The following is a 25622-nucleotide window of genomic DNA, read 5'->3' as shown; positions in this document are numbered from 1 at the left end:
TCGGCGGCAATCAGCTGGACTATTGAATAAATTTGACAACGGACGTGTCGGGATCTCGAGTTTTTCCCGCGCTTGCCAGCGCATCCAAATAGGATTGCCATAAGGCAGCCTGCCGCCTTCCCAAATCGTATAAATAATCCCAGGTATATATGCCGCTGTCGTGGCCGTCGTCAAAAATCAAGCGCACAGCGTAATTGCCTTGGGGTTCCACTCCGGTAAGTTTTACGTGCAGTTTGCCGTACTGTAATTTTTCCTGTCCCAGACCGTGACCGCGCACTTCGGCGGATGGCGAATACACGCGCAGATATTCCGCCGGAAGCTCGAATGTCTCGGAGCCAAAGCGCAATTCCAGCAAATTGGATTTGCGCCTTAATTTAATTTCCGAAGGTGCAGGCATTACAGAATAAACCGGCTTAAATCTTCGTCTTGTGCGAGATTGGCGAGTTGCGCGTTGACGTAATTCGCATCTACTTCAACTATTGTCGCTTCATCTCCGGCGTTGAAGGATACATTTTCGAGCAAACGTTCAAGCACAGTATGCAAGCGTCGCGCACCGATATTTTCGGTTTTTTCATTCACGGTGTAGGCAATTTCCGCAATGCGGCGGATGCCGTCTTTGGTGAATGAAAGTTGCACATTTTCCGTCGCCAGCAACGCAATATGTTGTTCGGTCAGGGACGCGCTCGGCTCTGTCAGAATGCGTTCGAAATCATCCGGGGTTAAAGCATCCAATTCCACGCGAATGGGCAAACGGCCTTGCAATTCAGGAATTAGATCGGAAGGTTTGGATAAATGGAATGCACCAGACGCGATAAACAAAATATGATCGGTTTTGATTACGCCGTATTTGGTGCTGACGGTGCAGCCTTCAATTAAAGGAAGAAGGTCGCGCTGTACGCCTTCGCGGGATACATCGGCACCGGTGGTGCCTTCGCGTTTGGCAACCTTGTCGATTTCGTCGATAAAAACTATGCCGTTTTGTTCGGCGGCGCTGATGGCGGCCGCTTTGATTTCTTCGTCGTTGACCAATTTATTGGCTTCTTCATCGGTGAGTTTTTTCAATGCCTGTTTCACCGACATTTTGCGTTTTTTGGTACGGCCAGAACTCAAGGAAGAGAACATGTTCTGCAATTGGCTGGTCATTTCCTCCATGCCGGGAGGCGCCATAATTTCAACGCCGACGGAGGCGCTGCTTACTTCGATTTCAATTTCTTTATCGTCCAATTCACCCTGGCGTAATTTCTTGCGGAATACCTGCCGGGTGGTGGAATCGGTCGCAGGCTCATCGTGGCGAGGCGGGGGTAGGAGTGCATCCAGAATGCGCTCTTCCGCTGCATCCAGGGCGCGGTGTTTGACTTTGCGAATTTCCTGCTCGCGATACAGTTTGATGGCGCTGTCGACCAGGTCGCGCACAATGGATTCCACATCGCGACCGACATATCCGACTTCAGTGAATTTGGTGGCTTCTACTTTAATAAAAGGCGCATTAGCCAATTTGGCCAAACGGCGGGCAATTTCCGTTTTACCAACGCCAGTTGGTCCAATCATCAAAATATTTTTGGGCGTGACTTCATTGCGCAGTTCTGGATCGAGTTGCATGCGCCGCCAGCGGTTGCGCAGAGCTATGGCTACAGCGCGTTTGGCCGCCTGCTGCCCAACAATGTATTTATCCAGTTCGTGCACGATTTCACGGGGAGTCATCTGCGTCATGAGATTTTTAAAACTCGAGTTCTTCGATGGTGAGGTTGTGGTTGGTGTAGATGCAAATATCGCCAGCGATATTGAGCGCTTTTTCAACTATGGAGCGGGCATCTAACTCAGTATTTTCCAGCAGTGCGCGAGCGGCCGCCTGTGCAAAAGCGCCGCCGGAGCCTATGGCAATCAAATCGTTTTCCGGCTGAATCACATCGCCATTACCGGTGATGATCAAGGATGCTTCCTGGTTGGCCACCGCCAGAAGGGCTTCAAGCCGTCGCAGGGCGCGGTCCGTACGCCAATCTTTGGCCAGCTCGACTGCGGCGCGCACCAGGTTGCCACTGTGGCTTTCCAGCTTGGCTTCGAAACGTTCGAACAGGGTAAAGGCGTCTGCTGTGCCACCGGCAAACCCGGCGATAACCTGGTTGCGATATAAGCGGCGCACTTTGCGTGCATTGCCTTTCATGATGGTGTTGCCAAGAGAAACTTGGCCGTCGCCGCCAATAACGACCTTGCCGTTACGGCGCACGGAAACTATGGTGGTCCCGCGGTACTGTTCCACAAATATTCCTTACAAAAATGCGCCCGCTAAAAGCGGGCGGGGTTTGACTATGAATAGAAGTGCAACGTGGGGGCCGACGGACAGTATTTCAAGCGGAGCGTTGTATCAGCCGCCGCGTTTGCGTGTGAGAAGCATCGCGTCGTAGCGGTTGGACAGCAGAATATCCTTCGCTTTGGACATTTGAGAGCGGTTGGCAAAGGGGCCTACGATAACCCTGTGCCAAGTGTTGCCTTCGCTGGCAGCCGATTGTTCTATGCGCGCATTCAGGTTTAACAGAGTTAGTTCTGCGCGCACTTGTTCGGCGTCCGCCGCTGAACGGAAAGAGGCAACCTGTAAAAGGTATTCAACATTTTCCTCAGCTTTTTTGGGGGTGGTAGAAGTGGTTTTGGGTTTTGCGGTTACAGGTACTTCGGTATCCCGCAGCATTTTGTAGAAGTCGTATTTCGGCGGAGCTTTTTTCTCCTCCGTGGCGGCGGCAGGCGGTGGTGGATTCTGGCGAGCAGTCGGCGCAGCGGGTTGTAGGTCACTCAAACGCATCAAAAACGTTATAAATGCTCCGAGGATTGTGCCAGTGAAAAGCCACACCCAGCCGGGAACTTTAGAACTGGACGATTGATTTGCCATGTCGATCTCGATAAGTCGGAATGAAAACGTTATTCATTGTAGCCTGCTTGGACGAATTGAAAGAACTGTGAAGCGTGTCGAAATTTTTTAATGTGCTGCAGGCGGTATATATCGAATCGAATTTAGCGCTTTTTTATTGTCATGTGCGCTAGCTCATATCTTGCGGGTCCACATCGACGCTCCAGCGCACGCGCTGCGCCAGGGCTGTCTTCTCTAGTTCTTCGATTACGCTTTTCAACAATTGCTGGAGATCCGTGCGGCGTGCGCTGGTAATCTGCAATTGATAACGATAGCGGTGATTGCGTTTTTCCATCAGGGCGGGCAGGGGACCCAGATAAGCGTGATCGGGACTTGGTGGGCGCAAATTGTGCGCGATTTTGAGTGCTGCCTGCAAAAAGTTCACGGCGTTTTCCGGGCGTTTTGACTCTGCCCGCAGCAGCGCCATGGCCCAGATGGGCGGCATGCGCGTCAGCGCCCGTTCCCGCAGTAACTCGCGGGCAAAAGCGCCGTATCCCTGGGCGAGCAGAAGTTGCAGAAGGGGGTGATCCGGCTGATAGGTTTGCAGCAGCACTTTGCCCGGCAGGTGTCCCCGACCCGCGCGGCCTGCCACTTGAATCAACTGCTGCCCCATGCGCTCAGGTCCGCGGAAATCTCCGCTAAACAGCCCTTGATCTATATCGAGCAAAACGGCCAGAGTTACTTTGGGGAAATGGTGACCTTTCGCCAGCATCTGCGTACCCACCAAAATGCAGGGGTTTCCTTGGGCGAGTTTTTCGCTGAGTTCGCCCATGGCGTTTTTACGCCGCATGGAGTCCTGGTCCACCCGCAGGACTTCGGTGTCCGGAAAATATTGCTCCAGCAGGGATGCACAGCGCTGTGTTCCCTGACCTAGGGCGGTCAGGTCGGGATGCAGGCAACTGGGGCATTGGCTGGGCACCGGTTTCTGTTGGTCGCAGTGATGACAGCGCAAATGTGGAGGATGACTGTGCAGGGTCATGCGCGCGGCGCAAGCCGTGCAGCTCGCAACCCAACCACAGTGCCGGCACAACAAGGCCGGGGCGTAGCCGCGCCGGTTGATAAACACCAGTACCTGCTCGCCGCGCGCGAGTGTGCGTCTTATATCTTCTAGCGTGCTCTTGGCCAGAACTCCGTCGTTCTCCTCCTTGCGCATATCCAGCACTTCGATTTCAGGCGTCTGCGCCCCGCCCGCTCTTTGCGTCAGGACAAGGTGCTGATAGCGGTTCTTGAGTGTATTATGCAGACTTTCCAGAGACGGTGTGGCGGATCCGAGCAGCAGTGGTATGGAGGCTTTGAACGCGCGCATCACCGCGACATCCCGCGCGGAATAGCGCACGCCGTCCTGTTGTTTGAAGGACAGATCGTGCTCCTCATCGAGAATGATCAACCCCAAATCTGGCATAGGCGTAAACACCGCCAAGCGAGTGCCGATCACAATCCGCGCTTTACCGGATGCTGCATCGTGCCAGTTTTGCGCGCGCTCCAATTCCGCCACGCTGGAATGTAGCTGCACAATGGGCAACTTAAACCGGCGTTGAAAGCGCTGCAGGGTTTGCGGGGCAAGGCCGATTTCCGGCACTAGCATCAACACCTGTCGACCGGCCTGCAAAGTGCGGGCAATAGCGTGAAGGTAAACCTCCGTCTTACCACTGCCCGTGGCGCCTTCGAGAAGATAAGTCTGGTATTGGTGGTAGCGAATTTGCTCTAAGGCCGCCTGTTGTTCCGGATTGGGAATTTGCGGAGCCTCGGCCAGCAAAGTATCTGGGATAACTACGGGATTATGATTGTCATACAGGGACACTTGCTGCCGGGCAACGAGCCCTTTCTCTTCCATGGCCAACAAAACCGAGGAACTGATACCGTGCTCCCGCAACTGTGAATCCCGAAGTTGGCCGTGTTCCAAGAGAAGTTGGTGAACCAATTGCTGCTTGGGGCTGCGTTTCAGCCCGGTCGCAGGCAGCCCCTTGCCAGCGGTGGTGTGCGCCCAGCTGGTGACGGTGGGAAGAGGATCGGACTTGCGCAGTAATGTGGGAAGCGCTGCATGCAGCACTTCTCCCAAGGGGTATTGATAGTAGTCTGCGGCCCACTGGCACAAGCCGATGATGTCGTCTGTAAGCTTCGGTTGGTTATCCAGAATGGCCGAGGCCCGGCGCAGTTTTTCGATGGGGTAATCGCTGCTTTGCGCTACTTTGACCACAATGCCAACCAGTGTTTGTGAGCCAAACGGAACCTCGACGCGTGTACCGGGGAGTATCGAAAGCGTTTCGTTTCCTTCCGGCGGCAAGTAGTCGAACAGGCGCCGCAGAGGTGTTGGCAGGGCAACGATAAGGATTGGCGGCATCGGCAGGGTCGGGAGTTGGCTTTACGGCTGGGCTGTCTAACTTTTATTCAGGTTGTGCTTGCGCATCCGGCGCATTCTGGTACCATTCGCGCCCTTAACGCCAGCAACTTTAACCAGTATGCGGTGCTCGACACAAGATCGGGTGGCGGCATACGCTTCGAGGCAATCATCATGAAAGAGAGCATCCAACCGAAATACAACGACATTACCGCTACTTGCAGCTGCGGTAACGTTATCCAAACTCGTTCAACACTGTCTAAAGACATCACTATCGAAGTGTGCTCCGAGTGCCATCCGTTCTACACCGGCAAACAAAAAGTAGTTGATACCGGTGGTCGAATCGACCGCTTCAACAAGCGCTTCGCCGCTCGTCGCGGAAATTAATTTCCAAAGGGCCGCTCAAGCGGCCCTAATTTTTTCTCCCTTCCCAATCTTTCTTCCTTCTTATTTATTGCTTCTGGCTGAGAGGCTTGCGCCCCTCGCGTCAGAAGATAGATTCTGTTCTAACCTTATCCGCTTCCTGCCAGGGTGACTCTATACCATTCCCCGAGTCGAACTCGGGCACATGATCGCTGCGGAATATTTCATAGATTGCATTAGGATCGTCTGCGCGGGCGCGCTTGCCCGTGTCCGGGTTGATGCGCACAGTGACTAAGCCCGGAGGTTGGGGTTGATGAATTTCCGGCCGGTTGCGCAGAGCCTGCCGCATAAATTCAATCCAAACGGGCAGGGCGGCCGTACCGCCATACTCCTGTCGACCCAGAGTAGTGGTGTCATCGAAACCCAGCCATGCCACGGCAGCCAGATCGCCACCGTATCCGCCAAACCAAGCGTCAGTTGCGTTGTTGGTTGTTCCAGTCTTGCCGGCGATATCCGAGCGTTTGAGGACTTTGGCTTTGGTAGCAGTTCCTCGTTGCACCACATCTTTAAGGATGGAATCCATGATGTAGGCCACCTGATCATCGACCACTTTGGGAGCGCGGGGGTAGTCTTGCGGCTCCAGGCCGCCGACGAGATCGCGCAATTCCTTATTGATCTCAAAGGGATCACCGGAGAAGGAAAAGGGATCGTTGGTGCTGACAGAATATTCTTCGTCGTCATCAGTACAGCCGCGGCACACGGTTGCGGGGCGCGCTTCATAAACCGGCTGGCCATCAAAATTCAAAATCCGTTCTATATGGTAAGGATCCACCTTGTAGCCGCCGTTGGCCAGGACCGCGTAACCCTGAGCGACATTGAGCGGCGTCACGCCAAAGCTGCCGAGTGCGATGGAAAGGTCTCTTGGGAAGGCGCTCGCATCAAAACCGAATCGGCCTAGCCCTGCCAGAGCCTTATCAATGCCAATCGATTGCAACAGGCGAATGGAAACCAGATTGCGCGATAGATAGAGAGCCTTGCGCAATCGAGTTGGCCCTAAGAAGTCACCACCGGAATTTTCCGGTCGCCAAGCGGATTCCAGATTGGCGTCGTCGAATACGATCGGTGAGTCATTAATGAGGCTGGCGGCTGTATAGCCGTTCTCAAGCGCAGTGGTATAAAGGAAGGGTTTAAAGCTAGAGCCAGGCTGGCGACGGGCTTGAATTGCTCGGTTGAAGTTGCTCTGTTGGAAATCCAGTCCGCCGACCAAAGCCAGAATGGCGCCATTGCGTGGGTTAAGCACCACCATGGCCGCTTGCGCTTGGGGAATCTGAGTCAGCTTCCACTGATTGTCCTGGTCGCGCCACAGGCGGACAACATCGCCGACTTCGAGGAGATCCGCGGGTTGTTTAGGCTTGGGACCTACGCGGTTGACGGAAACATAAGGGCGCCACTCCGACATATCGCCTTCCCACGGAAGGCTGACCGTCTCACCAGTGCGTAATAAGAAGTGAACATCCTGCTCGGTCAGAGCAATTATGGCGGCGGGCTGCATCTCGGCGTACGCCGGCAATTCCTGTAGCGCAGTTCGGATTGGCTGCACCCATTGCTCTTCTAATACTTGTTTTTCCAATGCCGCTTTGGTCACTTCTTCAGGGATTTGCAGTTTTTGTTCTGGGCCGCGGAAACCGTGGCGTTTGTCATAGTCCTGCAAGCCGACGATCACGGCTTGGCGGGCGGCGGATTGCAGCTCACTGTCCACAGTGGTGTAGATTCGATACCCATCGGTATAAGCCTGCGGGCCGAACATTTCGACCGCGGTCCGGCGTGCCATTTCGGCAACATATGAAGCATTCAGATCGAGTGGCGTGCCGTGATATTTCGCCACCACCGGTTCAGCAATGGCGGCTCGATAAGTCGCCTCATCGATTTTGTTGAGTTCCAGCATACGACCGAGGATCCAGTTGCGGCGCTCGGTGGCGCGGGTGGGATTGGCCAACGGGTTAATAGTAGAAGGAGCTTTGGGAAGGCCTGCTAATGTGGCCAGTTGGGCGATGGAAAGTTGGTCGAGCGGTTTCCCATAATAAACCTGGGAGGCTGCCTGGATGCCGTACGCGCGATTGCCTAGGAAAATAACATTGACGTACAGCTCCAAAATTTCTTCCTTCGACAGTTCCCTCTCGATGCGCAAAGCGAGTAAGATCTCGTTAAATTTACGCTTGAACTCCTGTCGTTTGGTGAGGAAAAAGTTCCGGGCAACTTGCATGGTGATCGTGGAGCCGCCTCCCTGGATGTCTCCAGACATTAATAATTGTGAAGATGCTCGCATAAGTCCCTTAATTGATACGCCATGATGGGAGTAGAATTGAGCGTCTTCCGCTGATAGTAAGGCGTCAATGTAGCCTTGAGGAATCTCCTGGAACTTAACGGGTGTGCGGCGCATCTCGCCGATCTCCCCGATAAGCTTGCCATCACTAGAATAAATACGCAGTGGAGTTTGTAAGCGAACATCACGCAAACTCTCCACAGATGGCAAAGATGGGCTAAGGTATAAGTGGACTCCAGCTAAAACTGTTAGGGAGCCACCTATAACGGCGAAGAAAAGCCAGGAGAGAGCCAATAACACGCGTTTGAATTTCATGTAGAAAGGTCTGCGTTGGTTTCTGGTTGTATAGCGTTTCAGCAAGCTGGTTATTATAAGACCTTTTTCACACTTTACACGTGCGGCCTTAAGTTGCAGGCTTTTGTTAAAGTGCTATACCATAAACATCAGCTAAGTAGTGGAAATAGATAGAAAAATGAGCCTTCTCAGTTTTTTGGATAAAAAAACAAAACCCATGCTTGGCCTGGATATCAGTTCCACTACAGTTAAGATGCTGGAGTTGAGTCGCCAGGGCAGTGGCTACCGTGTAGAGAATTACGCAGTACGCGCATTGCCAGCCAACTCGGTCGTTGAAAAAAATATCAATGATGTCGAGGCCGTTGCCCAGGCGATTAAATCCACCATCCAGTCCTCCCGAACAAAACTCAAAGATGCCGCCGTAGCAGTACCGGGTTCCGCCGTTATCACCAAAGTTATCGAGATGCCCGCGGGACTTAGTGAAGATGCTATGGAATTGCAGATTTCTCTCGAAGCCGATCAATACATTCCCTATCCCTTAGAAGAAGTCGCTCTCGATTTCGACATTCAAGGACCTTCGGACAAATCCCCTGATCAAGTTAAAGTTTTGTTGGCTGCCTGCCGTAAAGAGAATGTGGAGACCCGCTCTGCGGTGCTCGAACTTGCAGGCCTGCATCCCAAAGTTGTGGATGTCGAAGCCTACACTATGGAGCGCGCGTTTGCGCTGATCCGTGATCAGTTGGCCGATCAGCAGGATCAAGTGGTCGCGATAGTGGATATAGGTTCAACCATGACGACTTTGAGCGTATTGGTTGATGGCAAAACAGTTTATACGCGCGAACAGCTGTTTGGCGGCCGCCAGCTGACGGAAGAAATCCAGCGCCGTTATGGTTTGTCTGAAGAAGAAGCTGGGCTCGCTAAAAAGCAAGGCGGCCTGCCGGACGATTATGAACCGGAAGTGCTTGAGCCTTTTAAAGATTCCGTTGTTCAGCAGGTTACCCGCTCGCTGCAGTTCTTTTTCTCATCTAGCCAGTACAACGATGTGGATCACATCATTCTGGCAGGGGGAGTTGCTTCTATGGCAGGACTTGCAGAACTGATTGAAGAAAAGCTCGGTACTTCTGCCAGTGTTGCCAATCCGTTTGCCAACATGTCCATTTCTTCCCGCGTGAACGCCGCTGCATTGGCGAACGACGCTCCCGCACTAATGATCGCAACTGGATTGGCTCTGAGGAGTTTTGATTTCGATGGCTAGAATTAACCTCCTACCCTGGCGCGAAGAATATCGCCAGGAAAAAAAGAAAGAGTTTCTCACCCAATTAGCCGGTGTAAGCATACTTGCTGCGGTAGTAGCGTTCGGATGGGTGCGTTTTGTCGACGGTGCAATCGAAAATCAAAACGAACGCAACAAGCTATTGCAAAGCGAAATTGCCGCTTTGGACAAGCGAGTTCAGGAAATCAATGAATTGAAGAAAAAGCGTGAGCAACTTATCGCGCGTATGAAAGTTATCCAGGATCTGCAGGGAACTCGCCCGACGATTGTGCGTTATTTTGATGAAATCGTGCGTGCAGTACCGGACGGCTTGTTCTTTACTAATTTAACACGCCAGGGCAACTTGGTATCGGTCAAGGGTGTGACTGAGTCCAGCAACCGTGTCTCTAGTTTTATGCGCAATCTCGATCAGTCTGAGTGGTTTGCCAATCCCAATTTGAGATCCATCACGGCTTCCAGCAAATATGGCGATCAGGCATCAGAGTTTTCCCTCCAGTTCAACGCGGTCTTGCCTGCGAACGATAAACCGGAAGGTGGTGCTTAATTATGGCTGGCATAGCTGAATACGCAGAACAACTAAAGAATCTGAACCTTTCCGATCTGGATTGGGAGCGGATAGGCGTCTGGCCGGTACCTGCGCGAATTTTTGTTTGTCTGTTGGCCTGCGCGGTAATTATTGCTGGGACCTATTTTGTCGTGGTCAAAGACAAAAATTTGGAATTGGCCGGCGCCCAGCGCAAAGAAGTGGATTTAAAAGCGACTTTCGAGAAGAAGGCTTTTGAAGCTGCGCATCTCGAAAAATATCGCCAGCAAATGGCAGAAATGGAAGAGTCCTTTGAAGCGCTCAAGAAACAACTGCCCAAAGATACAGAAGTACCTGGACTGCTCGAAGACATCGATGAAAAAGGCATCGACAGTCGTTTGGCGATTGAAAGTATTACCCTGAAGCCGGAAATCTCATCTGAGTTTTACGTGGAGCTGCCGATCGAAATCAAAGTGTCCGGGGGTTATCACGAATTTGGAGCATTTGTGAGTGGTGTTGCTGGAATGCCAAGGATTGTGACCCTGCATGATTTCGACATTAGACGTGACGAAAAGGCAGGCAATCTTTCCATGACTATTCAAGCGAAAACATACAGATATAAAGAGCGGGAATAGGCGGATGGTTACAACATTAGTAAAAGGGTTGGCGCGGCTGCCTGTGCTTCTTGCCTCTTGTGGACTCCTCGCGTTAGTGGGGTGCTCCTTCGGCGACAGTCACGCAGATTTGCGAGCCTATATCAACGAAGTAAAAGCAAAACCTCAGGGAACGATCGAACCCTTGCCGCCGCTGCGCACGTATGACGCTTATGTCTACAACGTAACGGCGATGCGCAGTCCATTCGATGCTCCTGTGGAAGTTAAAGAGATTGTTCAGTCCACGGACCCCAAAGTGAAGCCGGATTTTGGGCGTGAGAAAGAGTATCTCGAAACATTTGCCCTGGATTCCCTGACCATGGTTGGGACATTGCAGAAAGAAGGACGTTTCTGGGCGTTAGTGAAAGATGGTGTGGGCGGCATTAATCGTGTCACGGTGGGCAACTATATGGGTAAAGACCACGGCAAAATTGTGTCCGCATCGCCGACGCAGCTCGACTTGATCGAAATTGTGTCCGACGGTCTTGGCGGTTGGCTGCAGCGCCCCCGCACTTTGAAATTATCTGAGAAGGAATAACTGGCATGTTTGTTCAACATAAGAAAATCGCTGGGTTTCTGTTGAGTGCTTGCGTTATGCCGGCACTGTCATGGGCGGCGGAATTACAAAACGTTCGATTTGCAGAACTGCCAGGAGAAAAAGTCGAGTTGCGCTTGCAGTTTGATGAACTGCCATCCGACCCTGCGGGATACACCATCGAAAAGCCAGCGCGAATTGTGTTGGACTTTGATAACACGGATAACACCTTGGCGCAGAAAAAATTCGCAATGAATATCGGCGATGTTTCCAGTGCTGTGGTGGTGTCCAGCGGCGGCAGAACTCGCCTGATCGTTAATATGGACCAGTTGTCTCCCTATACGACACGTAAAGAAGGGAATGAGTTCATTATCGAGGTTGGGTCCGAGCAATCGGTTGCTGAAGCCGATGTCATTAGAAGTGCTGAAACTACTCGCGCACCTGTGGTTGCCGCAACAACCAAAAGCACCAACAAATTTGATCGTGCGAAATCAACAATTTCCTCTATTGATTTTCGCCGCGGCGAAACCGGCGAGGGTCGCATCATTGTCCAACTCACCAATCCCAATGTCAGCATCGATATTGAAGAAGTTGCGGGCGGTATTGATGTGAGCTTTATGCAGACCGCTCTGCCTGATGAGTTGAGACGTAAACTGGATGTTACTGATTTCGCCACACCAGTTAAGACTGTAGCTGCGTCCTCTAACAGTGTTCGTTCTTCGCTCTCTATCAAAGCCTCTGGCGAATACGATTATTTGGCCTATCAGGCTGATAACGAATATGTGATCAGTGTTAAGCCTCTGACTCGCGCTGAACTCGAAGAGAAAAAAGCACAATTCGCTTATACCGGTGAAAAACTGTCGCTCAATTTCCAAAATATTGAAGTGCGCAGCGTATTGCAGTTGATTGCCGATGTGACCGACTTGAACCTGGTAGCCAGTGACACCGTTAAAGGCAATATTACCTTGCGTCTGGACAATGTGCCCTGGGATCAGGCTTTGGATTTGGTGTTGAAAACCAAAGGTCTGGATAAACGTCAAATTGGTAATGTGTTGATGGTTGCGCCAGCGGCTGAGATTGCCGAACGCGAACGCCAGGAACTGGAAACCAAAAAACAACTGCAGGAGTTGGCTCCGCTCAGAACCGAATACATTCGTGTGCGCTATGCCAATGCGCGTGAGCTGTTTGATCTGTTCATCCCACAATATGGTGAAAGGGGTGGTGCGGGTGCAGGTACATCTCGTTCCGCTCAGGATCGAAATACTACAGGTAGTATTCTCTCTGAGCGTGGTCATGCGATCGTTGACGATCGAACCAACTCCATTATCCTGACCGATACCGAAGAGAAAATCGCGGCTTTCCGTAAGGTGATCGATCAGGTCGATATCCCGATTCGTCAGGTGATGATCGAAGCTCGAATCGTTATTGCCAATACCGACTTTAGAAAAGAATTGGGCGCAGCACTCTTTGGTCACGTCAGCCCGCGTGATCGCCACGGCGGTAATATTCTGACTGGCAAGTATCTGACTGCTGACGATATCGAAATAAACGGTGATGACGTGGAAATTACCACTAATCCTTTCTTCGATATGGGGATTAGAGGCGATACTGCTTCAAGATTCGCATGGAATATCATTCGTAACAATATGTTCCTGGGCTTGGAGTTGTCTGCCCTTGAAGATAGTGGTTATGCGGAAATTGTCAGCCAGCCGAAAGTCATTACGGGTGACAAGCAGCAAGCGAGCATTGAATCCGGTACCGAGATTCCTTATCGCGATGCAACGGCTACTACAGGTGCGGGTGGTGCTGGCGGTGGTGTAGCAGCAAGTATTTCGTTCAAGAAAGCTCTGTTGCGACTGGATGTAACGCCGCAAATCACTCCAGACGACAAGATCATCATGGATCTCGTGATCAACCAGGATTCGCCGGGTGAAAATACTTCAGCAGGTCCAACTATCGAAGTGACCAAGTTGGAAACTCAAGTGTTGGTTCCAGACGGTCAGACGGTTGTGCTCGGTGGTATCTTCCAGAACAACGTGCTGACGGCACAATCGAAGGTGCCGTTCTTGGGTGATATACCGGTGTTGGGTCGCCTGTTCCGTAAAGACGTGACCAGTGAAGATAAGCGCGAGCTTCTGATTTTTATCACTCCGCGTATTATGTCCAACGGAGTGGACGACTAAACGTGACTGGAAATATCGTACTTGTCGGTCCCATGGGGGCCGGCAAGTCAACAGTTGGACGTTACCTCGCATCCCGCCTTTCCTTTTCCTTTGTCGATACCGACCACTTGATTGAAGAGCGCGCAGGCGCCGATATTCCGTGGATATTTGATGTAGAAGGGGAGGCGGGCTTTCGTGCGCGCGAAACGGCCATTTTGGATTCTTTGCTGGGCGTCGAGCGTCATGTTATTGCCACGGGTGGAGGCATAGTGGTCCGCCCGGAAAATCATGAAAGGTTAAAGCGCCTGGGAACGGTGATTTATTTAACCGCCTCTATAGACCAGCTTCTGGCTCGCACCGCCAAAGATAAAAAACGCCCCTTGTTACAAGTCGCCGATCCCAGGGCTCGTATTCAGGAATTGTTGACGCAACGCGACCCTTTATATCGCCAACTTGCTGATTATGTTCTGCAGACAGATGGTCGGAGCAGTAAGTGGGTCGTGCAGCACATTATCCAATGGATGGCGGCAGAACAGCGCGCCTTGTGAGTTTGTAAGGCGATTTGCTTGATTGCCGGAGGGGAACTGCTTAATCTGGCTCCCCCTTTGCCAATCCTTTTCTTGTTATGACTTCCTTTTCTGAGCTGAAGGTGGCTTTGTCGGATGACCGCAGCTACCCCATATATATTGGTTCCGGTGTCTTGAAAAAACCGGAACTGCTGCAACCGCTCTCTGGCGCCCGCCAATTTTGCATAGTAACCAACCCAACTGTAGCTGCGCTCTACGAGACGCAGGTGCGCGACTTATTACGCAGTTTTAACCCCGGGGCGCAGATCTCGGTCGTGCGCTTGCCGGATGGAGAGAGCTACAAAACCTTGGAGACGCTGGCGCAGGTATACGACGTATTGCTGGCGGAAAAACACAATCGCCGCACGGCCATTGTGGCATTGGGAGGCGGTGTTGTCGGCGATATGGCCGGGTTTGCTGCAGCAACTTATCAGCGCGGCGTGCAATTTGTGCAGATTCCTACCACCTTGCTGTCGCAAGTCGATTCTTCGGTCGGTGGCAAAACCGGGGTTAACCATCCTCTGGGCAAAAATATGATCGGCGCCTTTTATCAGCCGAAGGCCGTGCTGATCGATACAGACGTATTACATAGCCTGCCGCCGCGCGAATATGCTGCCGGGCTTGCCGAGGTGATCAAATACGGTTTGATCGCTGACGCCGCCTTTTTTGAATGGTTGGAATCCAATATAGACGCGCTAAACCAGCGCGATCCGGCGGCCCTGACCTACGCGATCCGGCGCTCCTGTGAAATCAAGGCCGATGTGGTCGGTAAAGACGAGTTTGAAGGCGGCCTGCGCGCCATTCTCAATCTCGGTCACACCTACGGTCATGCTATAGAAACGGAAATGGGCTACGGCACCTGGTTGCACGGTGAAGCCGTTGCTGCCGGTATGGTGATGGCGTGCGAGCTGTCGGTTGATCTGGGATGGCTGGAGCGAGACTACCTGACTCGCACTATCGATTTGCTGAAAAAAGCGAATTTGCCTACCGAGCCCCCCAAAGAAATGACGGCAGACTCCTTCCTGCGCCACATGGCGGTGGACAAAAAAGTGCTGGATGGCAATCTCCGTTTAGTGCTTTTGCAGGGCTTTGGTAACGCGGTCGTGACATCAGACTTTGATCAAAACGCTCTTTTGGCGCAACTGCAGCGGCTTTGACCTTGTCGCTGACTTTTATTGCTCACGTTAAATAGGCTGCGTCGCACCGAGAGGATATATGACTGTTGTGAACAATCATCAGGGCACCAAAGGAGTGGATTCTGGTGTGCTTTTTCCTCCGAGCTGGCAGGGATTGCGACAGCAGATCATTTATCTGGCCCAGTTCGGCAATAGCATACAAGTTATTCATGGAAAGCCGGGGGCGGGTAAGTCGACTTTCTTCCGCCATTCTGTGGAGAACGGCCTCGGCAGTACGACGATCGGCGTGCAGGTACAGGATGGCGAGAGCACGGAAAGTTTCTTCCGTGCTGTCGTGGAAGAGATAGGTTTGCGCCCTGCGCAGGACGCATCCGTCGGGCAATTAATTTCCATGTTAAGGGGCTTCGTGCAATCGCTTCACAAGGAGCGATTACGCACCGTATTGATAATCGATGATGCCCAAAAATTGGGCGACTCTGAATTGGGGGCTCTGGTCAGCATACTGCAAGGGGATGCAGAACCAGGTATTGGGCTGCATGTGGTGCTGTTTGCTCAGCCGGGGTTTGTCGATCATCTCGACGACCTCCAGGTCCTGGATGTTGCCGTCCATGACGCAGCTCTCCCGCCATTTTCCCCGACCGAGATCCACCAGCTTTTGCAATCACACCAAGCAAATCTAGGCGTCGCACCTGGATCTGCGCAGGATGTTCAACTTATTTGGAGGCAGGCGGAGGGCCTGCCCGGGGCTGCTCTTTCACTGGCTAAAGAGATGAGCTCGCAACCTGAACCAGCCTTTCAAAAAGTGTTTTCGTTGCGCGGTTTACCCTGGGGTCATTTGGCTGCGTTGTTGGTTCTGTGTGTGGTTTTGGTGTGGGCATTTTTGGTGCGATCTCCAGGCGAGTCGCACCAAGATAGATCAATTGTTTCGCCAATTGAGGTGCCTTTAGCGCCAATTCCGGCGGCGCAAACGGCGCCAATGAAAAAAAATTTGCCCGACGCCGAATCGGTTCCTGACCAGGCGCAGTCAGTGGTCGCATCGCTAGAGGCCGCGCCAAACCTAGCGCAATCAGATTCTAAGTCGGAAGGGCTGGCGCCGGAATCGTCCCGCGAACAAATCGAAACGGCGACCTCGGAACTAGATGGGGAAAAAATGCCCGAAGTTGGCGCGAATTTTGATAATAAAACTCGCGATGTGACCGTTGGTTCTGTGCCAAGTGAGGAGGTTTCCGCGCCCAGCGTAGCAAGAACGACAGCTGCCCCGCAGAGTTCTTCTCCTGAGCGTCGCTCACCGGCTTCGTTGGCGGAATCGGAGAAACAACTGTTGGCGTACCCGTCTCATGCGTACGTGCTGCAACTGATGGCGACCTTAGATCTTGAGAAGCTGATGTCTTTCGTCGCGCAGCAGCCGAACGCAGCCAACTTGCTCGTATACAGGACGAGACGGGATAACAAGCTGCTTTACATTCTGGTCGAAGGATTCTATGCAGACAAAGATTCCGCTGCGGCAGCGGTGGTGAATCTACCGATCAGGCAGCGTGAAGGGGGACCCTGGCCCAAAAAGCTGGAACAGGTTCAACAGGAGATCCGCAAAAGTCGCTAACTTTGGTGAGATCCATGACCGGTCCCAACCCCCCGCGCGCTATCACGTCCAGCGTTAACAAGCAGCATGCTGCGCCCGAATTGGTTCGGCAAAGCCCCTTTCAAAGGGGCTTTTTCGTCTAAGGATCGTTGCTCTCCCATTCACAGAGTTACCAGGTTTCTGAGCGTGTTTGCCATTGGCAGTCCCCAGCGGCGGCCTCTGGATGCGTTTATCAACTTTGTTTGGATGAAGTGAAGCAGCCTATGAACACTGGTCTATACCGGTTAGATGAATTCAAAGATAACTGCGGCTTTGGCTTGATTGCTCACCTCAAGGGCCAGCCCAGCCACAAATTGCTGAAAACCGGCATTGAGTCTTTGACTTGCATGACGCACCGCGGCGGTATTAACGCTGATGGTAAAACCGGTGACGGTTGCGGGTTGTTGATCCAGAAGCCGGACGCCTTCCTGCGCATGGTTGCCAAGCGCGATGCCGGTTTTGAATTGTCGGCCCGTTATGGCGTCGGCTCCATCATGATGAGCCGTGACGCCGAGCAGTGCGCCCACGCCCAACAAGTGGTGGCTGAGAGTCTCGCCAAGCAGGGGTTAACCGACATCGCCTGGCGCAAACTGCCTACTGATCACAGCTGTCTCGGCCCTATCGCCAAGATCAGCGTTCCTGATATTTATCACTTATTCGTTAACAGCGACGCGGCCTCAGATCATGAGCTGAACGCGAAGCTTTTTGTCGCCCGCCGCCTTGCCGAAAAGCAGCTGCGCGATGACAGCGCTTTTTACGTCGCCAGCTTGTCAGCCAACGTGCTGTCCTATAAAGGGCTGATGATGCCGGTCGACCTGCCGCGCTTTTATCCGGATCTGGCGGACGAGAACCTCGCTACTGCAATCTGCGTGTTCCACCAGCGCTTTTCCACCAACACCATGCCGCGCTGGCCACTGGCTCAGCCATTCCGCCTGCTGGCGCATAACGGTGAAATCAACACGGTCACCGGCAACCGCAACTGGGCTGTCGCCCGTACCTCCAAATTCCAGTCGGAATTCCTGCCGAACCTCGAAGAAATTGCGCCTCTGGTCAACCGCGAAGGCTCCGACTCCTCCAGTCTCGACAATATGCTGGAAGTCCTGCTGACCGGCGGCATGGAACTGCACAAAGCCATTCGTATGCTGGTGCCGCCAGCGTGGCAAAACGTGGAAACCATGGATGAAAATCTCAAGGCGTTCTACGAATACAACTCCATGCATATCGAGCCCTGGGATGGCCCGGCAGGTCTGGTGATCACCGATGGTCGCTACGCGGTTTGTACGCTCGACCGCAACGGTTTGCGTCCGTCCCGTTGGGTCATCACCAAAGATGACACCATCACAGTCGCGTCTGAAATCGGCGTCTACAGCTATGCGCCGGAAGACGTGGTCGCCAAAGGTCGTTTGGGACCCGGCCAGATTCTGTCCGTGGATACCCTGACCGGTAAACTGCTGCACACTCAGGATATCGACAACCAGTTGAAGCAGTCTCGCCCATACCAGGAGTGGTTGAAAAACCGCGCGGTGCGTATTGAGTCGAGCCTGGACGTGGACGTTGCGGAAAACGGCTTGTCCACTGAAGAAGTCAAAGCCTACATGAAGATGTATCACGCAACTTTTGAGGAGTGTGATCAGGTAGTGCGTCCCCTGGCGGAATCCGGTCAGGAAGCCGTCGGCTCCATGGGTGACGACACACCTATGGCGGTGCTGTCGCAAAAACGCCGCGTTCTTTTCGATTTCTTCCGCCAGCAGTTCGCCCAGGTAACCAACCCGCCGATCGACCCTCTGCGCGAGGCGATCGTCATGTCGCTGGAAACCTGCCTCGGACGCGAGCTCTCCGTGTTCTCTGAGACGGAGGAGCACGCCAACCGCATCATCCTCAGCAGCCCGGTTTTATCGCCCGCGAAATATCGCGCTCTGATGGCGGTCGACCAGACTCGCTACACCATCGGCAAATACAGCCTGCAATACCGTCCGGAAGAAAAGAATCTGGAGCAGGCGCTGGCTGATTTGGTCGCAGATGTCACTGCAGGTGTGCGCGCAGGTCAAGTAATCATTGTGTTGTCTGACCTCGGTTTTGGCGACGGCGTACTGCCCATTCACGCTTTGCTCGCTACCGGCGCGGTGCATCACGCGTTGACCAACGCAGGCTTGCGTTGCGATGCCAATATCATCGTGGAAACCGCCACAGCGCGCGATCCACACCACGTCGCCGCCCTGATCGGTTATGGCGCGACTGCGGTTTATCCGTATCTGAGCTACTACATCATCAACCACTTGGTACAAGCCGGTGACTTGTTGGTGGATATCAGCACGGCCTACAAAAACTACGTGAAAGGCATCGACAAAGGCTTGCTCAAAATCCTGTCGAAAATGGGTATCTCCACCGTTGCTTCATACCGTGGTTCACAACTGTTCGAAATCATCGGCTTGAGCAGCAATGTGGTCGATACCTGCTTCCCCGGCACGCCAAGCCGTATCGAAGGTGCTTGTTTCGCGGACCTTGAAGCGGATCAGCAAAGCCTGGCGGCGGACGCGCGTAAACAGCGCAAGCCGATCAGCCACGGTGGCGTGTTGAAGTATGTGCACGGCCAGGAGTACCACGCATTCAATCCGGACGTGGTGCAGACTCTGCACGCCGCGGTGCAATCCGGTGACTATTCCGCTTGGCGTGATTACGCCGCTCTGGTCAACAACCGTCCGGTTGCCACCTTGCGTGACCTGCTCAAGTTGAAGCCCGGCATTCAACCGATTCCCCTTGAAGAAGTGGAGCCAATCGAAAGCGTGCTGAAAGCCTTTGACTCCGCCGGTATGTCACTCGGGGCACTGTCGCCTGAGGCTCACGAAGCGCTTGCCGAGGCGATGAACAGCCTGGGTGGCCGCTCCAACAGTGGTGAAGGTGGTGAAGACCCGGCCCGTTATGGCACCAACAAGGTTTCCAAGATCAAGCAGGTGGCATCCGGCCGATTCGGTGTGACCCCGGCTTACCTGGTCAACGCGGAAGTGTTGCAGATCAAAATCGCCCAGGGCGCCAAACCGGGTGAAGGCGGTCAGTTGCCCGGCGGCAAGGTCAATGGGTTGATCGCTCGCCTGCGTTACTCCGTGCCCGGCGTTACCCTGATTTCGCCGCCGCCGCACCACGATATTTATTCGATCGAAGACTTGGCGCAGCTGATTTTCGACCTCAAACAGGTCAACCCGGATGCCCTGGTATCGGTGAAGCTAGTATCGCGCCCAGGTGTGGGAACCATCGCCGCTGGTGTGGCAAAAGCTTATGCGGACCTGATCACCATCTCCGGCTACGACGGCGGTACTGCAGCCAGTCCGCTGACTTCTATCCGCTACGCCGGATCGCCCTGGGAGCTGGGCCTGTCCGAAACGCACCAGACGCTGTGCGCCAACGACCTGCGTGACAAGGTCCGTGTGCAGACTGACGGTGGCTTGAAAACCGGTCTGGATGTGGTTAAAGCAGCCATCCTCGGTGCTGAGAGCTTCGGCTTCGGTACCGCGCCCATGGTGGCATTGGGCTGTAAATATCTGCGTATCTGCCACCTCAACAACTGTGCAACTGGCGTGGCCACGCAGCAGGACAAACTGCGTCGCGACCACTACATAGGCACGGTTGAGATGGTGAAAAACTTCTTCACCTTCGTCGCTCAGGAAACCCGCGAGTGGATGGCGCTGCTCGGCGTGCGCACGCTGCGTGAACTGATCGGCCGCGTGGATCTGCTGGAGGTGGTGAAAGGCGATACCGAGCGTCAAGCCAAACTGGACTTGTCGCCCATCGTCTACACCGACGAATTGCTGCGCAGCAAACCGCAGTTCTGTAAGGTTCCGCGCAACGAACCGTTTGACCGCGGTTTGATGGCTCTGCGCATGGTGCAGGACATATTGCCAGCTATCGAAGCCAAGAGCGGCGGCGAGTTTGAATACACCATCACCAACTGCGACCGCTCCATAGGCGCGCGCATCAGCGGTGAAATCGCCAAACGTTATGGCGACACTGGCATGGCAGATGCACCGATTCGCATACGCTTCACTGGCGTAGCCGGACAGAGTTTCGGCGCCTGGAACGCAGGCGGTCTGGAACTGTACTTGGAAGGCGACGCCAACGACTACGTCGGCAAAGGCATGGCAGGCGGCAAGATCGTGATTCGTCCGCCGCGCAACTCATCCTTTGCCAGCTATGAAACCACCATTATCGGCAACACCTGTCTCTACGGTGCCACCGGCGGAAAACTCTTCGCCGCAGGTCAGGCGGGCGAGCGCTGTGCAGTGCGCAACTCTGGTGCGCACGTCGTTGTGGAAGGCGCTGGCGACCACTGCTGTGAATACATGACCGGTGGTGTGGTAACCGTTCTGGGTGAGACCGGAGTTAACTTCGGCGCGGGCATGACCGGTGGTTTCGCCTATGTTCTCGACCGGAACAACCGTTTCGTCGACAAATACAACCACGAGCTGGTGGACATCACCCGCATCAACACCGAGCAACTGGAAGCACATCGCAATCACTTGCGCGGGATCATTCGCGAATTTGTGGAAGAAACCCAAAGTGCGTGGGGACAAGAGCTGTTGGACAACTTCGGCCATTACATCGGCAGTTTCTGGTTGGTTAAACCCAAAGCCGCCAGTATCAACAGCTTGTTGACCAGTTTCCGCAATCGCGGTGAATAACAAGTTAATCGTGCAAAAAGTATTCGGTATTAGTTGCGGGCGCACCGAGTGCGCTTCCGGTATCTGAGATAAAACTATGGCAGAGCGTTTACACAACGATTTTCAGTTTTTGGATGTTTCCCGACAGGATCCAGACAAAAAGGATATCAACGTCCGTAAGACACAATTTGTCGAAATCTACCAGCCGTTCTCTGAAGAACAGGCGAAAGGGCAGGCCCATCGCTGCTTGGCGTGCGGCAACCCTTACTGTGAATGGAAATGCCCCGTTCACAACTACATTCCCAACTGGCTCAAGCTGATTTCCGAAGGCAACATTCTGGCGGCCGCGGATCTTGCGCACCAAACCAACACCCTGCCGGAAGTGTGCGGGCGCGTATGTCCGCAGGACCGTCTGTGTGAGGGCGCTTGTACGTTGAACGATGGCTTCGGCGCAGTGACCATCGGCAACGCGGAAAAATACATTACGGATACTGCTTTCGCCCTGGGCTGGAAGCCGGATATGTCCAAAGTCGTGCCCACCGGCAAAAAAGTCGCGGTTGTTGGTGCTGGCCCTGCGGGTCTCGGCTGCGCTGACATTCTGGTGCGCAACGGCGTCAAGCCTGTGGTATTTGACCGCTACCCTGAAATCGGCGGCTTGCTCACCTTCGGTATTCCGGAATTCAAGCTGGAAAAAAGCGTCATGGTTCGCCGCCGCAAGGTGTTCGAAGAAATGGGCGTGGAATTCCGTCTGAACACGGAAGTGGGCAAAGACATTTCCATGGATCAACTGCTCGAAGAATTCGACGCAGTGTTCCTGGGCATGGGCACCTACAACTACATGAAGGGCGGGTTCCCGGGCGAAGACTTGCCCGGCGTATACGACGCTCTGCCATTCCTCATCTCCAATGTGAACCGCAATCTCGGGTTTGAAAAAGATCCTTCCGAGTTCATCAATGTGCGCGGCAAAAGAGTCGTGGTTCTCGGTGGTGGTGACACAGCGATGGACTGTAACCGCACCTCTATTCGCCAGGGTGCAGCAAGCGTGACTTGCGCATACCGCCGCGATGAAGAGAATATGCCCGGCTCGCGCAGGGAAGTCGCCAACGCCCGCGAAGAAGGGGTTCAGTTCCTCTTCAACCGCCAGCCTGTGGCCATAGTCGGCAACGGTCAGGTGGAAGGCGTGAAAGTGGTGACCACTCGCATGGGCGAGCCCGATGAAAAAGGCCGTCGCCGTCCGGAAACCATTCCGGGAAGCGAGGAAGTTCTGCCTGCGGACGTGGTATTGATCGCGTTTGGTTTCCGTCCCAACCCAGCACCTTGGTTCGAGAAGTTCGGCATCAAGGTCAATGACTGGGGTGGCGTTGTCGCTCCAGAGCGACAGACTTACAAATTCCAGACGTCCAATCCCAAAGTCTTCGCCGGTGGTGATATGGTGCGCGGTTCCGATCTTGTGGTGACGGCAATCTGGGAGGGCCGCAACGCCGCAGAAGGTATACTTGATTATTTGGACGTGTGAAGGAGGTTGTACCTGAGCGCGGCCATCTATAACGATCTTATAAAAAAGGTGGATTATGGCAGAGCTCAAAAACGACCGATTTCTTCGCGCCCTTATGCGTCAACCCGTCGACGTGACGCCGGTTTGGATGATGCGTCAGGCGGGTCGTTATCTGCCGGAATACCGCGCCACGCGCGCCAAAGCCGGCAGCTTTATGGACCTCTGCAAGAATCCGGAACTCGCTTGCGAGGTCACCCTTCAGCCGCTCGATCGCTATCCATTGGATGCGGCGATTCTCTTCTCCGATATTCTCACCATTCCCGATGCCATGGGCCTCGGGTTGTATTTCGAAAACGGTGAAGGACCGCGTTTTGAAAAGCCGATAACCACGGCCGCCGATATTGAAGCCTTGCCGGTGGTGAATACCGTAAAAGACCTGCCCTACGTGCTCGACGCTGTGCGCACCATTCGTCGTGAATTAAACGGCCGCGTGCCTTTGATCGGGTTTTCCGGCAGTCCCTGGACTCTCGCCACTTACATGGTGGAAGGCGGATCGAGCAAAGATTTTCGCCGTGCCAAAGCTCTGGCATACAACCAACCTGAATTGATGCATCAATTGCTGGATAAGCTCAGCGACTCCGTGATCGATTACCTCAACCAGCAGATTCTGGCCGGTGCTCAGGCGGTGCAGATCTTCGATACCTGGGGCGGCGCTCTGGCCCACGATGCCTATCTCGAATTTTCCCTCAAGCCTATGCAGAAAATCGTGCAGGGCTTGATCAAGGAGCATGATGGGCGCCCAGTGCCCGTCATTCTGTTCACCAAAGGCGGCGGCCAGTGGTTGGAAGCCATGGCGGCAACCGGTGCGCAAGCACTCGGTCTGGATTGGACTACGGATATAGGTTCTGCCCGCGCGCGCGTCGGCTCTCATGTCGCGTTGCAAGGCAATATGGATCCCGCTATTCTCTACGCCACTCCGGCCCGGATACGGGCGGAAGTTGGCAAGATCCTGCAGTCATTCGGCAGCGGTAGTGGTCACGTTTTCAACTTGGGACATGGGATAACACCAGAAGTGGATCCCGAACATGCGGGTGCCTTTATTAACGCAGTGCATGAACTGTCCGCGCAATATCACGAAGCCGATTGATAACGTCAGCTATTACAAAACGGATGCCCGGTTCAGTTTGGAGAGTGGTCTGGCCATATGGCTTAGGCCACACAGTTCACACTGAGTCGTTGCGCTGGTTTGCATTGCTTAAATTTCGCGCCAAGCTGTTTATTCGACCTTCAATCGCCCAGTTTATACTCAGCTCGTCTATTCAATGACCACTTTGGATAGGTAGCAGTCGCTTTTGTGGGAGAGGTACAAAGCTTTGGGTATTAAGCAACTCAAATTGGATGTCAATGAAGTTACCATTGGCATGTTCATCTCCGGGCTTGACCGCCCGTGGACTCAGACCCCATTTCCGTTGCAGGGGTTCTACGTCCGTGAATTGGAAGAAATCAAAGAACTCAAAGCCTATTGCCGCCACGTTTATATCGACGTTATTAAAGGCAGTAGTCCGTTAAAAACCAATCTCAAAACCCTGTCCAAATCGCCGTCCGGTTCTGTGCGCAAAGATTTGCGCCCCAGCATTTCGACATCCCGTCTGCCGGATGTAGCGCCGATCAAAATTCGCGAAAACACCTATCCGGTGCCGACAGTGCCTATGGAAAAGGAAATCGCGAAAGCCAAAAACCTGCACCGCGAAGTGCACGGCGCTCTTGGCAAGATGCTGGAGCAAATTGAAAAAGATCATCACTCAGTCCCGGTGAGTGAAACCAAGCGCGTTGCCAGTGAAATGGTCGACAGCGTCCTGCGCAGTCCGGATGCGTTTACTTGGTTGACCCGGGTGCGGGAAAAAGATGAGTACACCTACAGCCACGCCGTGCGTTGTGCGGTTCTGGCTATTTTGTTTGGCCGCCACATCGGCCTGAACAAATTGGATCTGGATGTGCTGGCGATGGGGGTGTTGCTGAAAGATATTGGCAAAACTCGTCTGCCCAGACACCTGATCGAAAAATCCGACCGCACTCGCACCGAGCAGGAAGCCTACGAGAAGTTTGTCGAGTACGGCGTGGAAATCCTGAAAAAGATGCCGGACATTAAACCGCGCGTCACCTCTGTGGTGAAAACCCACCGCGAGCGCGTCAATGGCAGTGGTTACCCTGAAGGTTTGCGCGGCGATCGCATTCCGCTGCTCGGCAAAATCGCCGGCATAGTGACCTTCTACGATGAAGTCACCAATCCCCGCGGGCAGAAACCTCTGTCGCCCTCCAAAGCCGTTGCCAAGCTTTATGAGCTGCGGGATATCGAATTTCAGTCAGACCTGGTGGTGGAATTTATCCGCGCCATTGGTCTGTACCCCACTGGCACAGTGGTCGAGTTGAATACCGGCGAAGTGGCTGTGGTAGTGGAGCAAAACTTCAAACGCCGCCTGAAGCCGCGTGTGATGATCGTGACCGATGCCTACAAGCGCCTGCTCAACGAGCCGGTTTTTCTCGATATGGAGCAGGACGACGTCGATAAGCAGGCAAAGTTGGATTCGGGTAAATATCACCCGAGTGAAATTGAACGGATCGAAATTGTGCAGGATTTGGAGCCAGGTGCATTTGACATAGATGTCACCGGCATTCGCGATCAATACCTGCAGAGCCGGTCTGGTAGCAAGATCCTATCGTTCCTGAAAAACCGCGCGCGTCTTACCTCTCTGTTCGGCGGCTGATTTTGCCGCCCAACAGTCTTCTTTCCG

General features: G+C 53.6%; 19 protein-coding genes. 13 read left to right on the top strand and 6 right to left on the bottom strand.

The genetic code is table 11. The annotated features are described in order from the left end of the window. Positions 1–19: 19 nt before the first annotated feature. From DWB84_RS10100 to DWB84_RS10080, 5 genes are all read right to left on the bottom strand, one after another. Entirely contained in the window at positions 20–397 is a 378-nt protein-coding gene (locus DWB84_RS10100; RefSeq protein WP_187409682.1) for a gamma-butyrobetaine hydroxylase-like domain-containing protein, read from the bottom strand. Continuing rightward, positions 397–1710 carry an ATP-dependent protease ATPase subunit HslU gene (hslU, locus tag DWB84_RS10095; protein WP_187409681.1) on the bottom strand — a complete coding sequence of 438 codons (1314 nt, stop codon included), beginning with the start codon at positions 1708–1710 and terminating at the stop codon, positions 397–399. Before hslU ends, DWB84_RS10100 begins: the two co-directional genes overlap by 1 nt. 7 nt (positions 1711–1717) lie before the next feature. Beyond that, the gene (gene hslV, locus DWB84_RS10090) at positions 1718–2257 is read right to left on the bottom strand and encodes an ATP-dependent protease subunit HslV (protein WP_187409680.1); all 540 of its coding nucleotides are present in this window, start codon (positions 2255–2257) and stop codon (positions 1718–1720) included. Between the two features lie 105 nt (positions 2258–2362). Next, the gene (locus DWB84_RS10085) at positions 2363–2881 is read right to left on the bottom strand and encodes an SPOR domain-containing protein (protein WP_187409679.1); all 519 of its coding nucleotides are present in this window, start codon (positions 2879–2881) and stop codon (positions 2363–2365) included. 148 nt (positions 2882–3029) lie between these two features. Continuing rightward, positions 3030–5240, bottom strand: coding sequence for a primosomal protein N' (locus DWB84_RS10080; protein WP_187409678.1), 2211 nt, complete (start codon positions 5238–5240; stop codon positions 3030–3032). A 171-nt stretch (positions 5241–5411) separates the two neighbouring features. Here DWB84_RS10080 and rpmE point away from each other — a divergent pair, with 171 nt between their 5' ends. Continuing rightward, complete coding sequence (gene rpmE, locus DWB84_RS10075) at positions 5412–5624, top strand: 50S ribosomal protein L31 (RefSeq protein ID WP_187410088.1); 213 nt, start codon at positions 5412–5414, stop codon at positions 5622–5624. A gap of 100 nt (positions 5625–5724) precedes the next feature. Here rpmE and DWB84_RS10070 read toward each other — a convergent pair whose 3' ends face one another. After that, positions 5725–8238, bottom strand: a complete 2514-nt coding sequence (locus tag DWB84_RS10070; RefSeq protein WP_187409677.1) for a penicillin-binding protein 1A — start codon at positions 8236–8238, stop codon at positions 5725–5727. Positions 8239–8395: 157 nt separating this feature from the next. Between DWB84_RS10070 and DWB84_RS10065 the strand changes: the two genes are divergently transcribed. From DWB84_RS10065 to DWB84_RS10010, 12 genes are all read left to right on the top strand, one after another. Beyond that, positions 8396–9472: a pilus assembly protein PilM gene (locus DWB84_RS10065; protein WP_187409676.1), complete on the top strand. Its 1077-nt coding sequence runs from the start codon at positions 8396–8398 to the stop codon at positions 9470–9472. Then, positions 9465–10034, top strand: a complete 570-nt coding sequence (locus tag DWB84_RS10060) for a PilN domain-containing protein (protein ID WP_187409675.1) — start codon at positions 9465–9467, stop codon at positions 10032–10034. Before DWB84_RS10065 ends, DWB84_RS10060 begins: the two co-directional genes overlap by 8 nt. 2 nt (positions 10035–10036) lie before the next feature. After that, on the top strand, positions 10037–10648 hold the full coding sequence (locus DWB84_RS10055; protein ID WP_187409674.1) for a type 4a pilus biogenesis protein PilO: 612 nt from the start codon (positions 10037–10039) through the stop codon (positions 10646–10648). Positions 10649–10652: 4 nt separating this feature from the next. Then, positions 10653–11204, top strand: coding sequence for a pilus assembly protein PilP (locus DWB84_RS10050; RefSeq protein WP_187409673.1), 552 nt, complete (start codon positions 10653–10655; stop codon positions 11202–11204). Positions 11205–11209: 5 nt separating this feature from the next. Further along, the gene (locus DWB84_RS10045) at positions 11210–13384 is read left to right on the top strand and encodes a type IV pilus secretin PilQ (RefSeq protein ID WP_187409672.1); all 2175 of its coding nucleotides are present in this window, start codon (positions 11210–11212) and stop codon (positions 13382–13384) included. A gap of 2 nt (positions 13385–13386) precedes the next feature. Beyond that, positions 13387–13911: a shikimate kinase AroK gene (aroK, locus tag DWB84_RS10040; RefSeq protein ID WP_187409671.1), complete on the top strand. Its 525-nt coding sequence runs from the start codon at positions 13387–13389 to the stop codon at positions 13909–13911. A gap of 77 nt (positions 13912–13988) precedes the next feature. After that, positions 13989–15086, top strand: a complete 1098-nt coding sequence (aroB, locus tag DWB84_RS10035; RefSeq protein ID WP_187409670.1) for a 3-dehydroquinate synthase — start codon at positions 13989–13991, stop codon at positions 15084–15086. A gap of 58 nt (positions 15087–15144) precedes the next feature. Then, positions 15145–16665 (top strand): SPOR domain-containing protein, encoded by a 1521-nt coding sequence (locus DWB84_RS10030; protein WP_187409669.1) that lies wholly within the window; start codon positions 15145–15147, stop codon positions 16663–16665. 242 nt (positions 16666–16907) lie between these two features. Then, positions 16908–21356, top strand: a complete 4449-nt coding sequence (gene gltB / locus DWB84_RS10025) for a glutamate synthase large subunit (RefSeq protein ID WP_187409668.1) — start codon at positions 16908–16910, stop codon at positions 21354–21356. 76 nt (positions 21357–21432) lie between these two features. After that, positions 21433–22851, top strand: coding sequence for an FAD-dependent oxidoreductase (locus DWB84_RS10020; RefSeq protein ID WP_187409667.1), 1419 nt, complete (start codon positions 21433–21435; stop codon positions 22849–22851). Positions 22852–22906: 55 nt separating this feature from the next. Continuing rightward, positions 22907–23977, top strand: a complete 1071-nt coding sequence (hemE, locus tag DWB84_RS10015; RefSeq protein WP_187409666.1) for a uroporphyrinogen decarboxylase — start codon at positions 22907–22909, stop codon at positions 23975–23977. Positions 23978–24203: 226 nt separating this feature from the next. Next, positions 24204–25595, top strand: coding sequence for an HD domain-containing phosphohydrolase (locus tag DWB84_RS10010; RefSeq protein WP_187409665.1), 1392 nt, complete (start codon positions 24204–24206; stop codon positions 25593–25595). The last annotated feature ends 27 nt before the right edge of the window (positions 25596–25622 follow it).

This window comes from Saccharophagus sp. K07, assembly GCF_014336955.1.
In the GTDB taxonomy this organism is placed as follows: Bacteria; Pseudomonadota; Gammaproteobacteria; order Pseudomonadales; family Cellvibrionaceae; genus UBA5868.
Note: the sequence above shows the minus strand (reverse complement) of the source record. Positions and strands in the feature narration are given on the sequence as shown.

Coding starts and splice junctions, on each gene's coding strand:
- DWB84_RS10085 (WP_187409679.1), bottom strand. CDS start 2,881: ATGGCAAATCAATCGTCCAGTTCTAAAGTTCCCGGCTGGGTGTGGCTT.
- DWB84_RS10080 (WP_187409678.1), bottom strand. CDS start 5,240: ATGCCGCCAATCCTTATCGTTGCCCTGCCAACACCTCTGCGGCGCCTG.
- hslU (WP_187409681.1), bottom strand. CDS start 1,710: ATGACGCAGATGACTCCCCGTGAAATCGTGCACGAACTGGATAAATAC.
- DWB84_RS10050 (WP_187409673.1), top strand. CDS start 10,653: ATGGTTACAACATTAGTAAAAGGGTTGGCGCGGCTGCCTGTGCTTCTT.
- DWB84_RS10020 (WP_187409667.1), top strand. CDS start 21,433: ATGGCAGAGCGTTTACACAACGATTTTCAGTTTTTGGATGTTTCCCGA.
- DWB84_RS10065 (WP_187409676.1), top strand. CDS start 8,396: ATGAGCCTTCTCAGTTTTTTGGATAAAAAAACAAAACCCATGCTTGGC.
- aroB (WP_187409670.1), top strand. CDS start 13,989: ATGACTTCCTTTTCTGAGCTGAAGGTGGCTTTGTCGGATGACCGCAGC.
- gltB (WP_187409668.1), top strand. CDS start 16,908: ATGAACACTGGTCTATACCGGTTAGATGAATTCAAAGATAACTGCGGC.
- hemE (WP_187409666.1), top strand. CDS start 22,907: ATGGCAGAGCTCAAAAACGACCGATTTCTTCGCGCCCTTATGCGTCAA.
- DWB84_RS10030 (WP_187409669.1), top strand. CDS start 15,145: ATGACTGTTGTGAACAATCATCAGGGCACCAAAGGAGTGGATTCTGGT.
- DWB84_RS10100 (WP_187409682.1), bottom strand. CDS start 397: ATGCCTGCACCTTCGGAAATTAAATTAAGGCGCAAATCCAATTTGCTG.
- DWB84_RS10045 (WP_187409672.1), top strand. CDS start 11,210: ATGTTTGTTCAACATAAGAAAATCGCTGGGTTTCTGTTGAGTGCTTGC.
- DWB84_RS10060 (WP_187409675.1), top strand. CDS start 9,465: ATGGCTAGAATTAACCTCCTACCCTGGCGCGAAGAATATCGCCAGGAA.
- DWB84_RS10070 (WP_187409677.1), bottom strand. CDS start 8,238: ATGAAATTCAAACGCGTGTTATTGGCTCTCTCCTGGCTTTTCTTCGCC.
- rpmE (WP_187410088.1), top strand. CDS start 5,412: ATGAAAGAGAGCATCCAACCGAAATACAACGACATTACCGCTACTTGC.
- DWB84_RS10055 (WP_187409674.1), top strand. CDS start 10,037: ATGGCTGGCATAGCTGAATACGCAGAACAACTAAAGAATCTGAACCTT.